The organism is Chroococcidiopsis sp. [FACHB-1243] (assembly GCF_014696895.1).
Lineage (GTDB): Bacteria > Cyanobacteriota > Cyanobacteriia > Cyanobacteriales > Chroococcidiopsidaceae > Chroococcidiopsis.
This window is the reverse complement of record NZ_JACJQX010000018.1, coordinates 45,798-64,450: the sequence shown is the minus strand read 5'-3', so window position 1 is coordinate 64,450 and position 18,653 is coordinate 45,798. Positions and strand designations below refer to the sequence as shown.

General features: G+C 44.4%; 15 protein-coding genes and 1 riboswitch. Of the genes, 10 read left to right on the top strand and 5 right to left on the bottom strand.

Going from position 1 to position 18,653, the window contains the following annotated elements:
• Positions 1 to 114: 114 nt before the first annotated feature.
• Complete coding sequence (locus H6G17_RS15010; RefSeq protein ID WP_192158428.1) at positions 115 to 1,194, top strand: substrate-binding domain-containing protein; 1,080 nt, start codon at positions 115 to 117, stop codon at positions 1,192 to 1,194.
• A 37-nt stretch (positions 1,195 to 1,231) separates the two neighbouring features.
• Here H6G17_RS15010 and H6G17_RS15005 read toward each other — a convergent pair whose 3' ends face one another.
• A complete protein-coding gene (locus tag H6G17_RS15005) occupies positions 1,232 to 1,924 on the bottom strand; it encodes a Crp/Fnr family transcriptional regulator (RefSeq protein WP_106169745.1) in 693 nt (230 codons plus the stop codon).
• 467 nt (positions 1,925 to 2,391) lie between these two features.
• Between H6G17_RS15005 and H6G17_RS15000 the strand changes: the two genes are divergently transcribed.
• Positions 2,392 to 2,874, top strand: a complete 483-nt coding sequence (locus H6G17_RS15000) for a transposase (protein WP_192158426.1) — start codon at positions 2,392 to 2,394, stop codon at positions 2,872 to 2,874.
• A 19-nt stretch (positions 2,875 to 2,893) separates the two neighbouring features.
• Here the strand turns inward: H6G17_RS15000 and H6G17_RS14995 are convergent, their stop codons facing one another.
• From H6G17_RS14995 to H6G17_RS14985, 3 genes are all read right to left on the bottom strand, one after another.
• Positions 2,894 to 4,939, bottom strand: coding sequence for a di-heme oxidoredictase family protein (locus H6G17_RS14995; protein ID WP_192158424.1), 2,046 nt, complete (start codon positions 4,937 to 4,939; stop codon positions 2,894 to 2,896).
• A 310-nt stretch (positions 4,940 to 5,249) separates the two neighbouring features.
• Positions 5,250 to 5,441, bottom strand: coding sequence for a hypothetical protein (locus tag H6G17_RS14990; RefSeq protein WP_192158422.1), 192 nt, complete (start codon positions 5,439 to 5,441; stop codon positions 5,250 to 5,252).
• Positions 5,442 to 5,800: 359 nt separating this feature from the next.
• Positions 5,801 to 7,225, bottom strand: coding sequence for a Rieske 2Fe-2S domain-containing protein (locus H6G17_RS14985; protein ID WP_192158420.1), 1,425 nt, complete (start codon positions 7,223 to 7,225; stop codon positions 5,801 to 5,803).
• Positions 7,226 to 7,482: 257 nt separating this feature from the next.
• Between H6G17_RS14985 and H6G17_RS14980 the strand changes: the two genes are divergently transcribed.
• The 3 genes from H6G17_RS14980 (at position 7,483) to H6G17_RS14970 (ending at position 10,243) form a co-directional block, all read left to right on the top strand.
• The gene (locus tag H6G17_RS14980; protein WP_206757160.1) at positions 7,483 to 8,103 is read left to right on the top strand and encodes an LptA/OstA family protein; all 621 of its coding nucleotides are present in this window, start codon (positions 7,483 to 7,485) and stop codon (positions 8,101 to 8,103) included.
• 129 nt (positions 8,104 to 8,232) lie between these two features.
• Positions 8,233 to 8,961: an LPS export ABC transporter ATP-binding protein gene (gene lptB / locus H6G17_RS14975; RefSeq protein WP_192158416.1), complete on the top strand. Its 729-nt coding sequence runs from the start codon at positions 8,233 to 8,235 to the stop codon at positions 8,959 to 8,961.
• A gap of 169 nt (positions 8,962 to 9,130) precedes the next feature.
• Positions 9,131 to 10,243 carry an LptF/LptG family permease gene (locus H6G17_RS14970; protein WP_192158529.1) on the top strand — a complete coding sequence of 371 codons (1,113 nt, stop codon included), beginning with the start codon at positions 9,131 to 9,133 and terminating at the stop codon, positions 10,241 to 10,243.
• 55 nt (positions 10,244 to 10,298) lie between these two features.
• Here H6G17_RS14970 and H6G17_RS14965 read toward each other — a convergent pair whose 3' ends face one another.
• Positions 10,299 to 10,733 carry a DUF4278 domain-containing protein gene (locus H6G17_RS14965; RefSeq protein WP_192158414.1) on the bottom strand — a complete coding sequence of 145 codons (435 nt, stop codon included), beginning with the start codon at positions 10,731 to 10,733 and terminating at the stop codon, positions 10,299 to 10,301.
• A 62-nt stretch (positions 10,734 to 10,795) separates the two neighbouring features.
• A riboswitch (Glutamine riboswitch) is annotated at positions 10,796 to 10,884 on the bottom strand.
• 332 nt (positions 10,885 to 11,216) lie between these two features.
• Between H6G17_RS14965 and H6G17_RS14960 the strand changes: the two genes are divergently transcribed.
• The 5 genes from H6G17_RS14960 to scyC all read left to right on the top strand — a co-directional run bounded on the left by H6G17_RS14960 (position 11,217) and on the right by scyC (position 18,633).
• Positions 11,217 to 12,461 (top strand): tyrosinase family protein, encoded by a 1,245-nt coding sequence (locus H6G17_RS14960; protein ID WP_192158412.1) that lies wholly within the window; start codon positions 11,217 to 11,219, stop codon positions 12,459 to 12,461.
• Positions 12,462 to 13,313: 852 nt separating this feature from the next.
• Complete coding sequence (locus tag H6G17_RS14955; protein WP_192158410.1) at positions 13,314 to 14,138, top strand: DNA-binding response regulator; 825 nt, start codon at positions 13,314 to 13,316, stop codon at positions 14,136 to 14,138.
• 379 nt (positions 14,139 to 14,517) lie between these two features.
• On the top strand, positions 14,518 to 16,422 hold the full coding sequence (gene scyA, locus H6G17_RS14950) for a scytonemin biosynthesis protein ScyA (RefSeq protein WP_192158527.1): 1,905 nt from the start codon (positions 14,518 to 14,520) through the stop codon (positions 16,420 to 16,422).
• Positions 16,423 to 16,523: 101 nt separating this feature from the next.
• Positions 16,524 to 17,576 (top strand): tryptophan dehydrogenase ScyB, encoded by a 1,053-nt coding sequence (gene scyB, locus H6G17_RS14945; RefSeq protein WP_192158407.1) that lies wholly within the window; start codon positions 16,524 to 16,526, stop codon positions 17,574 to 17,576.
• 106 nt (positions 17,577 to 17,682) lie between these two features.
• Complete coding sequence (gene scyC / locus H6G17_RS14940; RefSeq protein WP_192158405.1) at positions 17,683 to 18,633, top strand: scytonemin biosynthesis cyclase/decarboxylase ScyC; 951 nt, start codon at positions 17,683 to 17,685, stop codon at positions 18,631 to 18,633.
• Positions 18,634 to 18,653 lie beyond the last annotated feature (20 nt).

Genomic DNA, 18,653 nt, shown 5'->3' with positions numbered 1-18,653 from the left:
TTGTTTACTGAATCGATTCAGTTTCCATTTCATGCTAAACAATTTTCCTGAATCGATCAAGTTCCCTAAAATCGTGTTTATAGGGAAAATTGGAGGAAGATAGATGTTAAAGGCATGAAGCAGAGTAAAGCTAGAAAATCCATCACGCTACTGGATGTTGCTAGAGCAGCAGGGGTATCTCGTACAACGGTATCAAATGCGTTTAATCGACCCGATCAACTTTCTCCAGAAGTTCAACAGAAGGTGTTGGCGGTGGCGAAGGAGATGGGTTATGCGGGTCCAAACCCAATGGCAAGAATGCTGCGGACAGGACAAACAGGTGCAATCGGCTTGATATTTTCGGAAGCACTACCCTATGCTTTTAACGATCCGGTATCTATCGCCTTTTTACAGGGAGTATCGAAAGTATGCGAGCAGGCAAAGGCTAGTTTATTGATCGTTCCAGCTTTAGACTCCGATGTAGCCCAGCAGACGATTCAACAAGCAGCAGTAGACGGCTTTATCCTTTACTGTATTCCCGATGAGAGTGAGGCAGTCGTGCGTGTTTTGGAACGACAGATGCCAGTAGTAGCAGTCGATCAACCCGTACTAAAAGGTATACCATTCATTGGCATTGACGATCGCCAAGCTGCTCGTACCGCAGCATTACATTTACTCAGTCTCAATCGCAGGGACTTAGGCATCATTGCGATGGATTTTCACAACGACTCCTATGCAGGACCAGTTGATGCCCAACGACTCAAAAACGCCATTTTTCGCAATGCAATACACCGCTGGCGGGGTTATGCTGATGCCATCCAAGCGGCAGGTATCGATCCTACTCTAGTGCCAATCGAAGAGACTCCCAACAGCCACGGTGTAGAGGGGGCTTTTGCTGCGGCGATCGCCCTATTGCAACGTCATCCCAGACCGACAGGAATTCTTGCTATGAGCGACATGTTAGCACTGGGTGCATTACGGGCAGCAGAACATCTAGGGTTAAAAGTTCCCGAAGATGTGGCAATTGTTGGTTTTGATGGTATTCCCCTTGCTGCTCAAGTGCGACCCTCATTGACAACCATACAACAACCTTTAGTAGAAAAAGGTGCGCTCGCGGCGGAAATTCTCTTAGGTATTCCTAATAAAAAAACAACTCATATCTTAGAGACAAAACTCATCGTCAGGCAATCTTCTGTAAAAGGGAGCGGGGAGTAGGGAGCGCACGAGCAGGGAGCTGAGAAGCTGAGAGGCTTCAGTCGCCTGCCGCAATCTCTTCTAGCTTATGGCGATCGCGCAGCACGATTTGACCACCGCGATGATAGCTGACAATTGGTTGCAACTGTTTGAACAAACGCACGCATTCTTCATAGGTAATGCCGATGCTGCGGGCAATTTGATAATAGGGAAGACGCGATCGCAAGCATAGCCCCGCTGTCGTTGTCTCTGTGCCTTCCTCCACTACAGAAGTATGAATTAACCGTGCCAGCCGCACGATCGCTCGTTCTGATGCCAATCCATGAACGGTATTGTGCAAATGTTGTAGGCGATCGTTCATCACAACTAAAATCCGCAAGGCAACTTCTGGATTTTGACGAATCATTTCTAAGAGTACAGCGCGATCGACGGTGAGAATTTGGCAGTCGCGATCGCTCACCACTGTTGCAGGTGAAATTCCATTACCAAATAGGGAAGGTGCGGCAAATAATTCTCCTGCTGACAAGGTTCGCAGAATGGTTTCTTTCCCCGTAGAAGCGGTTTTCTTAACCTGAATTGTGCCACTTAGAACTGAAAAGAGTTTAGCTGGCAGGCGATCGCCTTCATGTAAAATAATTTCTCCGCGTAGATAGTTTTTGACTAAAGTATGTGGTTTTAAATATGCCAGTTGCTCTGGTTCCAAACCTGAAAAAATTGAAATTTGCTGCAATTGTTCGGTTGTTGCCTGCATAACTAACAGTTATCAGTTATCAGTTATCAGTTATCAGGGCAATGCCCACCTTATCATAATAGGTAGCATCTCACGCATTTAAGATTAATAATTAATGAAGATTCTTCCTCTCAGACTCAAGCCCAACCAATATTTAAGACAAAGTTTAAAAGATTTTGCTCAGACACAAAATTCAGCTACTTGTATTAACCCTCTTCTGTCAGAGTGGGGTGAAACCTTGATTTTTCGTTGGCTGAAACAACGTAAATACGTCAAATTTTCCAAAAGTGACAGAAGAGGGATTAAGCTGCTATAAGAGATAAACTACCTTTTGCGCTCTTCTTTGCGTCTTTGCGTCTTTGCGCGAAATAAAAACATTTCTTTAAACGCACTAGGTATTGTTGTGTTTTAAAACATGAGCTATCTCAAAGAAATTCTTGCTAGAAATTATCAGGATGTGAATAGCACTAGTACAAGCAGAGAACGATATGGTAGCCGCTCAAAAAAACACAACCACGTTTCAAGTCGAAACCCTTGCCAAACTTTACCTAGAAGGCAACCCCGCTGAAATTTCAGATGAAGCGATCGCCCAGATGTGCGATTGGCTGATGGGTCAGTTTCAACAACTGCCTCTGAATCTGCAATTTTCAGACTACATGCGCTATGACAATCCTAAACAGATGTTTGCCGATATTGAACGAGGTCATCTCTGGGTTTCTGCTGATAGCTACGATAGCTCTATTTACCCTAATCCGATCTACGGCTTTATCTTCTTGGCAATGCACGATTACGACCACTACCTGACAGAAAGTGATTTCAGCCTAGAAGGAGAAATCGCCGCTTACAATGCCGCAGCGAAACGCGCGCCGAGTTTAACCATTCAGAAGATTCTATATTCAGAAATTGTCTTGCGATCGGCAGCACATTTATTTTTAGGTCATGCACCTAATCCTAAAGTTGTTTTTCCCTAGTTGGATTGCATTTGCAAGACTAAAAATGACCTGGATCGTCATCCAATGCAAGTAAGAAATTAATTAAATCGGTTTGCTGTGCTGGAGTAAATCCTGTAGTTTTGTCTACATAAAATTCATGTCCCGTTCCATCTAAATTACTGCGTACTAAAGCGGGATTAGCTTGATTAGCCGCAATAACTTGACTGCGTAATTGACGATCTAGTAAAGCACGTAAACTACTTGCACTATCAGCCAATTGACCGATGCTAAGAGTTCCAGTTAACCCTAACCCCGTGCGATCGATAACAGTAAAGTTACCATTTCTTGCGATCTTTAGACTATTTTCTCTAACAGCAACCCCACTATCATGTAGGTAAGGCGCACTTAAATATAGTCCTCTTAAAGGAGTTGATTTGTAGCCGCCATCGGGTAGCAAACCATTAGGGAGAGTGGTAGAGTTGGCGCTAATTCCTTCCGTTGGTACATCTAAAACTTCTGCATTTGTAGGAATGGGAACGGAATTGTTAAAAGTATAAAGCTTTGGTGGTACGAGCAGATCGTTCAAGTCTAAGCGAGATTTTGCTCGTGCTGGGTTTGTACCAATTTCACGGAGAGGATGAATCTTGTTGTCGGTGAAAAACGGTGGAACGTGGCAAGTGGCACAGTTGGCTTGCTGAAAAATTCGAGCGCCCCGCCGCACAGAGCCGCTATTGAGTGCTTCTAAGTTCTGGCGCGAACGATTAGCAGGTGGTACGAGACTGTTTTGGAAAGTAGACATTGCATTATTAGCAAATAAGAAAGATCCGCTAGCAGATTCATTCGGATCGTCTGAGTAGGTATTAGGGCTAAAGATTAAACCGTTGTAGGTAAACAAACTCGGTTTGAGATTCGGATAGTTACCCGTACCAGGCGCGGGAATTTGATCTTCCAATTCAGCTTGGTAGAGATCGGGAGCAATTTGACGCAACCACTCGGAGGGTTTGATTGGATTATCGGGTAGACGAATGCTAGGGTCAGTAGCGTTTTGTAGCACCACACCGAGATAAACTTCTGGGTCGATACCGATTGTTTCTGCACTCAACTGAGCTGCGGCTAGCAGGTTGATTTCAGAGGAGTGGACGGCATTATTCACTGCACTCAATCCAGCAAAAGGACCGACAGCAAACTGTCCGTCAGCTAGGTAAGGATTGCTCTTAAATGTGAAAACATTAGGAATTTGGGTGGTGTTGTTGATGCGATCGGGGGAACTCTCGAAGTTGCCGAAGGGAACATCTAGAACGGCATCGTCAAAGACAGCTTCAAATTTTTGCGGGTCGGGAAGTTTAACGAATTGGTTATTGCTATCAATAATGGTTTTGCCGTTCCCTTGATACTGAGGGTCGAGGGGATTGAGATTTAGGCGGGCAAAGCCTGCGGCGGTGTTTGGTGCTAAGGCAATTAATAGAGAGATGCCCAAATCGCCGTTAGGTACTCCATTGAGACGTTGACCCGTTTGAGATAGAGCAACATGACATGCTGCACAAGTAAAGTTGCCTTCGGGTGTCAGACCTAATAAAAAACTCGCTCCTGGTTCGACCTCAAAACCCGTACCGATGTTGCTACCTTTAACCAAAGTACGGCTACCTAAAGTGATGTCTTTTTCTAACGTGATGCGGAGGTTAGAAGTTGGTCTTCCGCCTAAGTTACGAATGGCTGTGTTGATTTCTGGTTGAATCAGTGACAAACCAGTACCAAAACCAAACACTCGCTGCAAACCGAACGTATCTCCAATCTTGCGGTTGAAGAATATGTTTTCGCCACGTGTTAGTAGTTGCTGGGTAATCTGGACAGCGCCAATTCGTTCAAAAGCACCAGGAGCGTTCGGGTCTAGACCCTTTTGGCGCACGAGCTTCTGGGCTGCTTGCGGGGTGAGTAGTTTTCCAAAATAGTCGTAGTAACCAAGTGGTTGAGTTGGGGCAGGTTGTAGCAGGGCTTCTGTAGCAAGAGTTAGTTTTGGCGCTAATAAGTTTGTAGATAGCAATACCGCAGTTAAACTCACTACTAGTAACAAGCCAAACAGAGAAAATCGCTTCTGCCAACGCATACTTACCCCCAGGAAAACCCCATTCCTTGAGATTTTTCTGTAGTTTAAAATACATATTTATAGTGAGTAGCAATGTAATACAAAAAGTTGGAAATTTTCGTTACTTAAGTTCAAAATTTGGCATTGCAGCGATTATTTGTAATGTTTTACGAAAAAAGATTACTGAGAGTATAAAGTTTCGCTCCATCATATAGCATTCTTAGAACTTTCACGGAGCCTATCCATAAACGATCGCCACAGGCTTGACTCCCACTGCCTATGCATTTATTGACTTGTTGAAACAGATGTGGCGAGAATTAAACCGCACTATTTAACTATCGGCTTCAATCCATTCCCTAGCTGCTTTTTCTGCTGCCTCAGCCGTGTAGTAAATTTTTCCCTCGCCAAAAACACCTGTTCCCCGCAACACGCGAAATTGCCATACTTGTTGTTCCTCGCAGTAAAACACCAACAGAATCAATCTGCGATCGCCAACTAATATGTGAATGCGAGTGGAAGTCACAAGCAATCGAGCGTGCGGATAAACAGTCTTGTGTATTAGAGTACCGCTAAGACAGAACCAGCGATCGCCACTAGTTTAAATTCCACCATCAAGCCAAGCATAGATTCATCTCTATACTAATTGCCATTAATCCTGTGGATAAATTTAGAACGTAAGACTGTAGATTGATGAATTAAGGATGAATTTTGGCTCAAAGTGCGTAAATTGCCAAAGGAGCGATCGCAATGCTGACTTTTTTATTGATTGTAGGAGCGATGGGGGGAGCAATTTCCTATGTTGTGTGGAGTGAAAAACAGCTACAAGAGGTAAAAAACAAGGAGTAGAGGCGTTGCAATGCAATGCCTCTTTCTTTTTTAACGTTATTTAATGCGCGATCGCTTTTTCTCAGGTAAATTCCGCAGGGGAATTTCTCGACCTTGGTAAAATTGCTTTTCCAGCTTACCCAACCATAACCACACCGCACCTAGAATTAAAGCCACTGCTGTAAGCAGAAGCGAACCTGTAGCGGCATTTTCTCCTAGAAACAGAGTCAGAGGTGGATTGATAATTGCGATCGCTGCTGCAACAATCGCGAGTCCTAACCGCAGGCGTTGAAGATTTACTAGTGCCGCTCTACAACTAGCACATTTAGAAGTGTGAGAGCGATCGCGATCTAACAACTGTGCCGCTGATAACGCTGGTGGCAAAGTTTCCCCTGGAAATGGATTCGCATTGTACTGGTTAACCCACTGACGCAACTCAAACACGAAAGCATCAGCCTGAGTCGGTAGATAAAAAGCTTTAGTAAAATTACCACTCCCCCCACCTGCTTCGAGATATCGCTCTTGGTAATGCAGAAAAATTTGATCGTCCTCCAAAACAGAGTTCTGCCCTAAATGAGAATACCAGCGGGGTGTGAGCTTAATTATCCAACCAGGCAATTTAGAAGCAAATTTAAACGGAAAACGGGCAAATAGCCGACACTCACCCTTGCGAATTGGAGTAGCATAAACAGCAGTGAGCGTTCGCCCAAATTGCTTTGATGTCAAGTCGTGCCACATCAACCCTGGAGCTACAAAAGTCGTGTCTTGCCGTCCCAAAGTTCCGCGTCGGGGTCCTTCCTGCCACACCCCTGTAAAACCGTACTTGCCAGACTCGACTACCTCCAATTCTACCGAACTGGCATTCGCCCTATTCCCTACGGAACGGTGATGGGTAAAAGGAACGTGGCTAGCGTCCAAGACATTTTCCATTAGCGTTAATGCATCGTAGGGTAAATCGCGAAACGTATCGATGCAAACCCATCCCTCTAAGGATTCCTCTAAGGGTTCAATAACAGGAACTTTAGTCTTGGTGGCATTCTCAGCTTTGCCGGGATAGACAAACAGCAGCCCTTGCTTAACTATTGTAGGAAGCGATCGCACGCAGGCTCTTGGAGAAGTTACTGCTGCTTGACCTACTACCTGTTGGGGAATGCGCTGACAGTCTCCCGCACCAGCAAACGCCCATCCGTGGTAAGGGCATTCTAACAACCCATCCTCAGCTATTCTCCCTTGCGACAGAGGCGCGAGGCGATGAGGGCATTTGTCCTCAAACACGCGCCAGCACTCAGCTTGCTGCTCCCACCAGATCGCAATATCTTGTCCCAATAGAGTAAATGGTGTGGGCTTAGATTTATCCAAATCTTGCACGTAATGGACGGGATACCATACTTCTTGGCAGTCAAAAAATGCTGGGTCAGTTCCACCTGCAAGCATTTGCTCGGGTTCTAGATGCGCCGCAATATTTCTCTCTACTGTTTCCATAAATTCAGTTGTCAGTTATCAGTTATCAGTTGTCAGGGAAGAAAGGGAGCAGGGAGCAGAGGGGTAGAGGGAGCTGAGGAGAAAAAACTACCAACAACTACCAATTACCAACTACCAACCACCAGTTATATTTGAGTGGCGAAACCTTCAGCTGGTTGAGTGCGTCGAGATTGACACATTCCCAATTTCGTGCTGTCATTTGCTACTAGTTCAGCTTCCACGTGCCGAGGTTGTTACACTACATACAGCAAATTCAGATGGGCGATACCATCTGTGATGCACTGCTTAACTCCGTGTTACCCACACTACTAATGATGCCTTCTGTACCTGCTTTTTGCCGTCCTCCTTTTTGCTGGCGCTGGATCGTACCAGCGACGCTAGCGATCGCTTCCATTTTCCCCCCATCAATTGCCAAAAGCCAAACTCCGCCACCGTCACAGGATGCTAGTCAATCTCTGACAATTAACTCTGACATTCAGGAAGCTGACTCCAAAAGTGGCATCTTTACAGCTCGCGGTAACGTACAAATATTTTATCCAGCTCGCCAAATTCAAGCTACGGCAGCTCAAGCACAATACTATCAGAAAGAACGCAAAATCGTGTTGAGTGGTAACGTTAATGTGTTGCAGCAGGGTAACAGTCTTAAAGGAGAGAGTATCACCTATTTAATCGATCGAGGTCGCTTTATTGCCACACCCAAGGCAAATCAACAAGTGAGATCTACTTATGTTGTGAACGACACCAATCCTCAAACTGCCGCTCCAGCCCCAGCTACTCCCAATTTTAAACCCAAACCACCTACATCAAAACCTCCAGCGCCAGCAACTCCCCGCTTTAACTCCAAACCCACCACCAGCAACCCAACTGCTCCGAAATGATATGTTGTCAGTTATCAGTTATCAGTGTAGAGACGTTACATGTAACGTCTCTACAAAGTTGTCAATTAGTTCTGACTTTTAACTTTTAACTTTTGACTTTTAACTGCTCCCTACTCACTCCTCCTCTCCATGAGATTTGCTCTAGAGAATATCTACAAGTCCTATAAGCAGCGCACCGTTGTCAATCGCGTTGATATTTCTGTCTCGCAGGGTGAAGTTGTTGGATTGCTCGGACCCAATGGTGCGGGAAAAACAACGACTTTTTATATTGCTACAGGGATAGAAAAACCCGATCGCGGCGTAGTTTGGTTGGATGACCGAGACATTACCAGCTTACCCATGCACAAAAGAGCGCGATTAGGGATCGGTTATTTAGCTCAGGAACCCAGTATATTTCGTCACTTAAGCGTACAAGATAATCTTCTTTTGGTACTGGAGCAAACTCAAGTACCGCGTCGGGAATGGCAAACTCGACTCCACACTCTTCTGCGAGAATTCCGATTAGAAAAAGTCGCACATACGAAAGGAATCAGCGTTTCTGGGGGAGAAAGGCGCAGAACTGAATTAGCTAGAGCCTTAGCATCAGGAGCAGAAGGACCGAAGTTTTTATTCTTGGACGAGCCATTTGCTGGAGTTGACCCGATCGCAGTCGCAGAAATTCAAGGTATGGTACAAAAGCTACGCGATCGCCAAATTGGTATCCTAGTCACAGATCATAACGTCCGCGAAACTCTAGCCATTACCGATCGCGCCTATATCATGCGAGAGGGAGAAATTTTAGCTGCTGGTAGTGCGGACGAACTCTATCATAACCCCTTAGTACGGAAATACTATCTCGGTCAAAATTTTCAGTTGTAAAGAGTGACTAGTGGCTGATGACTAGAAAAGAGTTTAGCTCTCATCGCCATTATCTACTTACCAACAACCGTCAACCATCAACCGCCAACCAACCTTTCCATTCCAAATGACATTTGCCAAACACAAACGCTTCAAAGCCTTTCAATTGCTGGTTCCCAAGCCAGCACTGATGGATCGCTACATTGCGGCTGAGTTAATTCCACCGTTTTTATTTGGCGTAGGAGCTTTCTCTTCAGTTTTAGTAGCAGTTGGTACAGTGTTTGAGCTGGTGCGGAGGGTGGTGGAATCGGGACTCCCGATCTCGATCGCGTTTGACGTATTTCTCTTAAAGCTACCGTCTTTTGTCGTGCTGGCTTTTCCTATGTCGACTCTCCTAGCAGCTTTAATGACTTACAGTCGGTTGTCTAGCGATAGCGAACTAACGGCTCTACGTAGTTGTGGAGTCAGCATTTATCGGCTGGTACTGCCCGCATTGGTACTGAGTGCTTGTGTTATGGGGTTGACTTTTTTATTTAACGAGCAAGTCGTCCCAGCTGCTAACTATCGGGCTACAACGACTCTGAGTCGCGCGCTGAAGGAAGAAAAACCCCAGTTTCAAGAACAAAACATTTACTATCCAGAATATCAGGAAATCGAGCTAGCAGATGGCAGAGAAGTGAAGCGATTAACTCGCCTATTCTATGCTGATGCCTTTGACGGGCAACGGATGAGGGGTTTGACAATCATCGATCGCTCCCGTGGCGATCTCAACCAAATTGTGGTGTCAGATTCAGCCGAGTGGAACCCCAAACAGAATAAGTGGGATTTTTATAATGGCACGATCTATCTAGTTGCACCTGACAGTTCCTATCGCAATATTGTCCGGTTTGAGCATCAACAGTTACAACTACCGCGCACCCCCTTAGATGTTGCTGCCAACACCCGCGACTCAGATGAAATGAATATTGCTCAAGTCAGCGAACAATTGCAAGTCGCGATGATGAGTGGTAACGAACAAAAAATCCGCCGTTATAGCTTGCGGATTCAAGAAAAAATTGCTTTTCCATTTATTTGCACCATCTTTGGCTTAGTAGGTGCAACTCTAGGGACTAATCCTAAAGGTAAAGGTCGAGCAACCAGTTTTGGAATTAGCGTCATCATTATTTTCAGTTACTATATGTTGCTCTTTATGTGTGATGCTTTGGGTTTATCTGGCGTTCTCTCCCCGTGGTTGGCAGCATGGCTACCCAATATGTTTGGTTTTGCCACGGCTGGCTTTCTCTTATTCCGTGCCGATAAATGATATTGTCATTTGTCATTAGCAACAACAAATGACAAATGACTAGTAACTAATGACCTTATGCTAGCTGTCTCGATTCAGCTTCGAGTAATTGAATCAGGTGGTTGTCGCCTTTTTCTCTAGCGATTTGCAGCCGTCGTTCTAAGTTACGACGCAAGTGATCTAGATGGGTGCTGTGTAGTTCTTTCAACACCAGCTGGCGATCGCTCTTAGCTGGCTTTTGTTTAGTAGCGATCGCTGTCGTATTCGCAGTTGCTCCGTTGACTTGCGTGTATTCTCGCCGCAACCGCACAACTTCTACATCGATTGGATCGCCAGTGGAATAAGCAACGCCGCGATACTTCAAGTCAACTTTGGGCTGCGGTACGGGAATATGTCTGAGATATTGATGGTTCCAGGTTGCACCGCGATACGTTCCGCCAGCTGCGCCTGTCATAGTTTCTATTTGGGATGAATTGCGATCGTAACTGACACCGCGATATGAGAGTTTCATGGCTTCGCCTCTATAGGTCAAATTTTTTAGGTCAAATTTTTTTAGTAGTTTGACTAGAATGAGGCGCGTTCCTTCGGGATGGCTCCCTACTTCCGTCTCCACATCACATCTGCCAGAAGACAGAATTTAAAAAATTGCAGAGATGAACGATTTTGTTTCTGTATTCTATTTTACTGTTTTCTAAAAAAAGCGGCAATTTTAATAAAAATTAATTGAATTTTCATTTTAGTAGGGTGGGGCATTGCCCACCTTACTCTTATCGCTTGTGCTAGACTGCCCCAGCTCAAATATCCGTTGGAGTCAGAGACGAGTGGTGAAGATTGACCCTACAATTCCTATCTCTTTGATTATCGACGTAATTACAAAAGAATCGACAGGACTTCAAAAAATTATCTATTGTTTTGCTGTTTTACTTCTTCTAACTTAGTTTTTCTAGTGACTGCCTCAGCAGATGGGCAATGCAAGAGAAGAAAAAATAAGATTATGAAGATGTTTCGCCGCGCGATCGCGTTCTTATTGGCTGTGAGTTTAATTGCTATTTCGATCGGATCGGGAAGTTCTGTCAGTGCTGACGACAACTTAGCCGTCAGAAAAAATATTATTGACCTCACTTCTACAGAGAAAACAGCCTTCATCCAGGCAATTAAAACCCTAAAAAATACCACTTTACCCGAGCATCAAATTAGCATTTACGACGAGTTTGTCGCCCAACACGTAGCGGCAATGGGGCTAATGTCAAAAGATGCTAAAGGTCCAGCAGCCGGACACGATGGCGCTCACGAAAGCTCGATATTATTACCTTGGCATCGCGAATTTATCTGGCGATTTGAAACAGCTTTGCGATCGGTCGATCCTAACGTCACGCTTCCTTATTGGGACTGGACGAACCCCCAAGCGTTAGCAGCAATTTTCTCAGATGACTTTGCGGGTGGCAATGGGGAAGGAGTCACAATCTCAATTCCAGATGCAGGCGATTTTTCGGGTGGTGCAGTTCCCGGTACTTTTAGCGCCGCCAATGGCTGGAATTTGTACCCAGAATTGCACATTACACCAGATGGACAACCGATGGGTGAAGTGCTACTGCGCTTCATGCAACTTCCGCCAACCAACAGTTACCCAGTGCCTCAAGCAGATGTCGATCGCATTCTGGCTGCAAACGACTACGATACTTTTCGCCAAGCGATCGAAGGGTTCATTCAATTAAATCCCTCTGGTCAATCAACGACTGGAGTATTCATGCATAATTATTTTCATAGCTTTGTGGGTGGAGCTAATTTCGACCCTAGTGTAGGTCGTCCCGAACCCCTAGGTACAATGGCTTCTCTTGCGAGTTCGATCTACGATCCGGTATTTTGGTTAATCCATGCTAATGTGGATCGACTCTGGGCGGAATGGCAGCAAAGCGGTCATGCTGGTAGTCAATATTATCCCGCTCAAGGTGGTCATTACGGGGAAAATTTGAGCGATCGCATGTGGCCCTGGGATGGAGGTGAATCAACCCCAGCCAATCAAGGGACGGGAGATCAACTATCTTTATTACCTGCTGTATCTACAAATGATATAGTTACCCCAGCCGACACATTAGATGTGAGCAGGTATGACTACACGTACGTTACGCTCAAAAGTACAAATACCAGCTCTAGCTCTCGAATAGCCGTTTTGAGTCTGACTATTTTTGCTACAATTACTTGGCGATTGCAGTTCCAGCAATTAAGTCGTAGAAGTTAGATTTGGCGATCGTTTCAAATGCGATCGACGGCAGTGTTAAATCAATAGCGCTGCTGAAATTAATTTTTTATTAAACTACTTAATGTTTTTTCTACCTAACTTATCTTCATCACTTAGTTTTTATCGTGATGTGAAGAGTTGAATCTTAGGTTTTTCTGGGCTGAATCTGAGTGACTTTTAATACAGTAAACGCGATCGAGCCTTCTAGAAATGATTTTCTACTACTCGAACTCTGACTGAGACTTCAAATAAGATTACACGCAAATCAACGACAAATAACACAATAGCTACTGTATTCTTACTCCCGCGTCTGTCAAAAGCATGAGATTGTAGGTTTTTAAAGGTGTGTTCGATCGCACTAATTTACATAAGAGCGAGCATGAGCATATGCGTTTATATTATTTGCGTATACAGCACAACAACTTTCTAATTAAACACAAGAATTTTCATTTTGATAGTAATTACTTATGAATATTTGCTGGCTAAATCAAAAAAAAACAAGTTAGACATAAATCAGACATAAACTACACATAGTGGCTTTCGCCGGTAGACAAAATCTCTGTTAAGCTCTTGATTAGTGACTTGTTCAGCTTTCTCAAGTATTTACGTGTTAAGTCCGTTGCTTAATACGTATTTTCTAGAGTAACACTTAATACAGTAAACGCTTGTCTGCTAAATTGGATTGGACATATGTATTATCTACGCTACTCTGCTCTGAAACTGTAATTAGATAGGTTTTTACCGATCGCATTTAACGACTCTTGCATTCAATGGAAGGACAAGGGTGTTGCAAAATGCTTTTGACAAATCTGTGTCATTCAGATAAATCCTTCCCATGTTAATGATGTTTTCATGGCAGAGGATATAGTGAAAAAGATTCTGGTAATAGAAGAGAGCGTCCAAACTCGCAATTTATTTTTAGAGTGTTTGGAGGCTAAAGGTTTTCATGCCATTGGTGCTGAAAATGGTGCGATTGGTATACAACAAGTTCAAAGACAATTACCCGAGCTAATCGTTTGTGGCATTGCTAGAATAGCTGAATATGATGGGTTTGGCGTTCTGACTGCCATCCGCAAAAACCCTGCCACAGCAGTTATTCCGTTCATCTTTGTTACTAGTAGAACAACGCGAGATGACATCCGTAAAGGTATGGAATTAGGAGCAGATGATTATCTAACTAAACCTTGTACTTTAAAGGAATTACTCAGAGCAATTAACGTTCAACTGGAAAAGAGAGAGACTATTCAGAAATGGTATACATCTAACGATCGGCAGACACTCTCAAAAGCAGCGATCGCTGAAACTTTAAACTCCACAGCTTTACACTCAATCTTTCCGGCAACTTCTCAAATGGCAGCTGTGTTTCGCTTCATTGAAGAGAATTACTGGCAACCAATTACTCTGTGTGACATAGCACAAGCTGTGGGTTATTCTCCCGCTTATTTAACTAATCTAGTCAGACAGCAAACTGGTAAGAGCGTTCATCGCTGGTTGGTAGAACGCCGGATGGCACAAGCAATTTGCTTGCTGCAAAAAACCGAGCATACTATCGGAAAAATTGCTGAAACCATTGGTTATCAAGATGTGTGCCATTTCAGTCGTTACTTTCGTCAATTCTACGGTACGAGTCCTCAAGCTTGGAGAAACGAACACCGCTGTCGCGTTGCCGCGAGCTAAATCTAAGCTAAATCAAAAGAAATGGCAAGTGCATCAAAAAATTACTCATTGGAACCACTATGCCGCGTTATGTAAGCTTTTCGGTTAGTACCTCGCCAATTCACTTTATAGTTTTGATTCTATCGGCGATCGCAGTACTGACAATTAGCTAAACCATAACTCTTAAAAGTGGCTGATTTTTTGGCGTTGAATTTGGAAGTCATCTACACGCAACTGACTGCAAATTAGCAATTGCTAGTCAATTTAGATTAGCAATCCCAACTCAACGGAAGTTAGAAACAAATTTCAGCTCTAATATTTCTTTCCAGGTTTGAATTTCTACGTTCTGACGATTCGATCGCGATCGGAACGTGCTGAAAATCCTATCACCCAAACAGCAATGACCGACAACCACATTCGCTCGTCTCCTTCTATCGACTCAGAAACCACGTTCCATCCAGACACTGGTAGCGCCAAATCAGCATCGTCTCTCGATCCTAGCTATAAGTATTACAATTCCAGCAATTCCAGCAACACCGCAGCCAAGCCGGGAGATAACAATACTAGTACTCAGATGCTCGTGTTGCCCTCAGTTGCAGATGCGATCGCGCAGATGCTAGTGGACTTAGGTATCAAACATGCCTTTGGAGTTGCCGGAGGTGCAATGGCAACCATTTGGGGTGCTTTGTCTAATAGCAGCATCCAGGTGATTCACTGCCGTCACGAAGGAGGAGCGGCTTTTGCAGCTGTAGAAGCGTGTTTCGCTAGCGATCGCCCCGTTGTTGTCTTTACCACTGCCGGACCAGGACTAACGAACTCGCTAACGGGATTGCTGGCAGGACAGGGAGAAGGTGCAAAAGTTATATTAATCTCAGCTTGTACCTCTGCCGCACAGCGCGGACGCTGGGCAATACAAGAAACTAGCACCTACACCATGCCACAAGCGGGAATTTTTTCCCCAGGAGTGCTGTTCGACTACGCAATTACAGTTGAGTGTGCCGAGCAATTACCGCAAATTTCCCGCCAACTTGCCCTCGGACTGTCACAATCTGGCGGTTTTGTCGCTCATTTGAGTGTTCCGACAGGCGTACAAACTAGCAGTCTGAGCATACCACTGCCTCAGTTAGACCTTTCCCACGCTCTCACAACCCCCAGTGAGGAAACGATCGCCCATTGCGTGCAACTTTTAACCGAAGCACCTTTTGCGATCTGGGTGGGTTTTGGCGCGAGAAATGCTGCTGAAGAAATTTATCAGCTAGCCGAACGTACCGGAGCCGCAGTGATGTGTTCTCCCCGTGGTAAAGGGATCTTTCCCGAAGAGCATCCGCAGTTCGTTGGCGTTACAGGTTTAGGTGGTCATACCTCAGTTCTGAAGTACATGCAAGAATCTCCACCGTTGCGAACTTTAGTACTGGGAACGCGATTAGGAGAACCCACCTCATTTTGGAATCCGACAATGGTTCCTGCGAGAGGATTTATTCATGTAGACATCGATCCAGTAGTTCCAGGAGTTGCTTATCCAGCAGCTGAAACAGTACCAGTTCAAGCCGATATCGGTGCATTTTTGCGATCGCTGCTCAAGTACTTAGACAAGACGCAAAGCTTTGCAACTCTGAAAAGTCGTGCAAATAGAACGCTACCCCACCCCGAACCAGAAACAATTACCGCTGCAACTAGCGATTTAATCAGACCTGAAGTCTTGATGGCAGCAATTCAAAAGGTGATGGTTGAAGGTAGCAATGCGGCGATCGCGGCTGAGTCTGGGAATTCGTTTACTTGGGCAACGCACATGTTGCGAATTGACAAAGCAAATCGCTATCGAGTCAGCACTGGAGTTGGTTCGATGGGACATATGGTAGCAGGTGTTATTGGTCTAGCCTTGGGACGTAAGAGTAAAGCCGTTGTCATCACCGGAGACGGTTCGATGCTGATGAATAACGAGTTGAACACTGCCGTCAAGTATCAAATTCCTGCCATCTGGATCGTGTTGAATGACGGACGGTACAACATGTGCGAACAGGGAATGAAGATGTTGAAACTGCAAGGTGCAGATGCAACGATTCCCCAAGTCGATTTTGTGGCGATCGCTCGCGGGATGAGAGCTGATGGCATTCGCATCGAAAAAGAGTCTGAGCTTGAAGCAGCATTACAATGCGCGATCGATTCTCCTCTTCCTTTTGTCGTCGATGTCATTATCGATCCTTCGCGACTCGCACCTTCCGGCGGACGTAACAAGAGCCTGCAAGCGCAAGGGGTTAAGTCAACTGCTAAAGAACAAGTTTCATTCCCCATGATTAGCGAATAGTGAATAGTGAGTGGCTAGTGGCTAGTTAATTGCGACTTGCGACTTGCGACTTGCGACTTGCGACTTGAATTGTCCCCAGCCCCTAATTTGAGGATAGATGCGTGAAGTTGTTTGAGACCGTTAAAGAAATGGGACACGAGCAAGTCCTATTTTTTCAAGATAAAGAACTGAATTTTAAAGCCATAATTGCTCTCCACGATACGAGTTTGGGACGAGCGATGGGCGCAACTCGGCTATTTCCTTATGCTAGTGAAGAAGATGCTTTACGAGATGTTCTGCGTCTGAGTCGTGGTATGACCTATAAGGCTGCTTGTGCCAATATTCCAGTAGGTGGTGGCAAGGCAGTAATTATTGCCAATCCCGACCAGAAGACAGACAAAATGCTCAGGGCATATGGGCGTTTTGTCGATAGTCTTCAAGGACGATTTATTACAGGTCAAGATGTGAATATTTGTCCTGAAGACGTGCAGGAGATGCGGCGCGAAACTAGATATGTTGTCGGGTTAACGGGAAAAGCTGGTGGTCCAGCTCCAGCAACAGCTTTAGGAGTGTTTTTAGGAATTCAAGCTGCTGTTTTCTTTCAGTTCAACGAACAAGATTTGAACGGACTGCGAGTTGCCGTTCAAGGATTAGGAAATGTTGGCGGAAAACTCTGTGACTATTTACATCGACGTGGGGTAAAACTTTTTGTCACAGATATTAATTCTGAAAGGGCAGAGGAAGTTAAGCAACTCTATGGGGCGACAGTTGTAGAACCTGAAGACGTATATTCACTCGACGTTGATATTTTTGCTCCCTGTGCAATGGGAGCAATTCTTAATAGCGAGACAATTCCCTTAATCCAAGCTTCTATTATTGCAGGCTGTGCTAATAATCAACTGCAAGATGAGAACATTCACAGTGCGATGCTGAAATCAAAAGGAATTCTTTACTGCCCCGATTATGTAATTAACTCTGGCGGCTTAATTAATGTTTACCACGAACTTACATTTTCAGATGAGGCAATTTACTTAAAACAAATTCATAGTATCTACGATACTTTACTAGAAATCTTCGCCAAGTCAAAAGCAGAAAATATTACAACTCAAGATGCTTCTAAGCGTCTTGCAGAAGAACGGATATTAAAAGCAAGAAAACTTGCGATCGCGGCGTGAATCAGTTGACAGTTATCAGTTAACAGTTATCAGTAAATAGTTGACTGTCAACCAACAACTAACAATCACAAACTAGCAATTACCTATTACCTACTACCAATTTCGGATGGAAAAAAATACGTTTGCTACGTCAGCTTATATTGCGACTTCACCAGAAACAGCTTTTGACTATCTTTGTAGTTTAAAGAATCTGGATGAATGGACTCTTTTCAGCCGAATGATCGAACAGATTGACGAAAATACCTGGCGAGGAACTGCTTCTGGCTATCAACGAGATCTTTTCTACCACGTTAGAAAGATCGAAAATCCGCTTTTTTTCGGTATAGAATGGCACTGTGGCTTTGAGTACCAAAAATACTTTCAAGTGTATCCTGTTCTATTATTTCCCCCCGAATATGTAGAGCCAGGAACAGATGAGAAAGGAGTTTATTTTCACTGGTTGAGTTTTGTCGATCCAGCGCGCCGAACTCCAATGATTATGGAGGGAATTCATACAGTTCATACATCTGAATGTCGCTCGCTCAAGGCAATTTTAGAACGCAATGCTGGTGAGACAGAAGCAGCTCAAGGACGTTACAGAATTGATACTGATACGATTTACATTGACGCGCCACTTGATACTGCGATCGCCTACTTGCGAGATCTACGAAATTTAGATGAATGGGCGCATCTACTCCGAGCGGATGGCGAAATCAGTAGCGAATCTGGTGAATTCTTAGATGAATATAACCAGAAAGTAAAAGTTACATTTCGCACCCACGATCTCAAGAATTACTACCTTGTAGAACAGGATTATTTTTATCCTGAATACAATTTTATTCAGCGCAGTCCTGTAATTCTGATTCCTTGTTCCTATGCCTTTGGTAACTCAGAAGCCCGTGGGTGCATCCAACATCGTATCAGTTTCTGGGAAGTCGGCAAAGCTCCGCGTCACGGTAAATTAAAACTAGAGGACTTTGGTGCTGAAAGTATGAATATTAAGCGTTTTCTAGAAGCTAAAGCTGGTAATTTTGACACCTTTGCCAGAGGGATGAGCTATCTTTTACCTTCTGCTTAGAAGAATACGAGAAAGCGCGA

Coding starts and splice junctions, on each gene's coding strand:
- H6G17_RS15010 (WP_192158428.1), top strand. CDS start 115: ATGAAGCAGAGTAAAGCTAGAAAATCCATCACGCTACTGGATGTTGCT.
- H6G17_RS15005 (WP_106169745.1), bottom strand. CDS start 1,924: ATGCAGGCAACAACCGAACAATTGCAGCAAATTTCAATTTTTTCAGGT.
- H6G17_RS15000 (WP_192158426.1), top strand. CDS start 2,392: ATGGTAGCCGCTCAAAAAAACACAACCACGTTTCAAGTCGAAACCCTT.
- H6G17_RS14995 (WP_192158424.1), bottom strand. CDS start 4,939: ATGCGTTGGCAGAAGCGATTTTCTCTGTTTGGCTTGTTACTAGTAGTG.
- H6G17_RS14985 (WP_192158420.1), bottom strand. CDS start 7,225: ATGGAAACAGTAGAGAGAAATATTGCGGCGCATCTAGAACCCGAGCAA.
- H6G17_RS14980 (WP_206757160.1), top strand. CDS start 7,483: ATGGGCGATACCATCTGTGATGCACTGCTTAACTCCGTGTTACCCACA.
- lptB (WP_192158416.1), top strand. CDS start 8,233: ATGAGATTTGCTCTAGAGAATATCTACAAGTCCTATAAGCAGCGCACC.
- H6G17_RS14970 (WP_192158529.1), top strand. CDS start 9,131: ATGGATCGCTACATTGCGGCTGAGTTAATTCCACCGTTTTTATTTGGC.
- H6G17_RS14965 (WP_192158414.1), bottom strand. CDS start 10,733: ATGAAACTCTCATATCGCGGTGTCAGTTACGATCGCAATTCATCCCAA.
- H6G17_RS14960 (WP_192158412.1), top strand. CDS start 11,217: ATGAAGATGTTTCGCCGCGCGATCGCGTTCTTATTGGCTGTGAGTTTA.
- H6G17_RS14955 (WP_192158410.1), top strand. CDS start 13,314: ATGGCAGAGGATATAGTGAAAAAGATTCTGGTAATAGAAGAGAGCGTC.
- scyA (WP_192158527.1), top strand. CDS start 14,518: ATGACCGACAACCACATTCGCTCGTCTCCTTCTATCGACTCAGAAACC.
- scyC (WP_192158405.1), top strand. CDS start 17,683: ATGGAAAAAAATACGTTTGCTACGTCAGCTTATATTGCGACTTCACCA.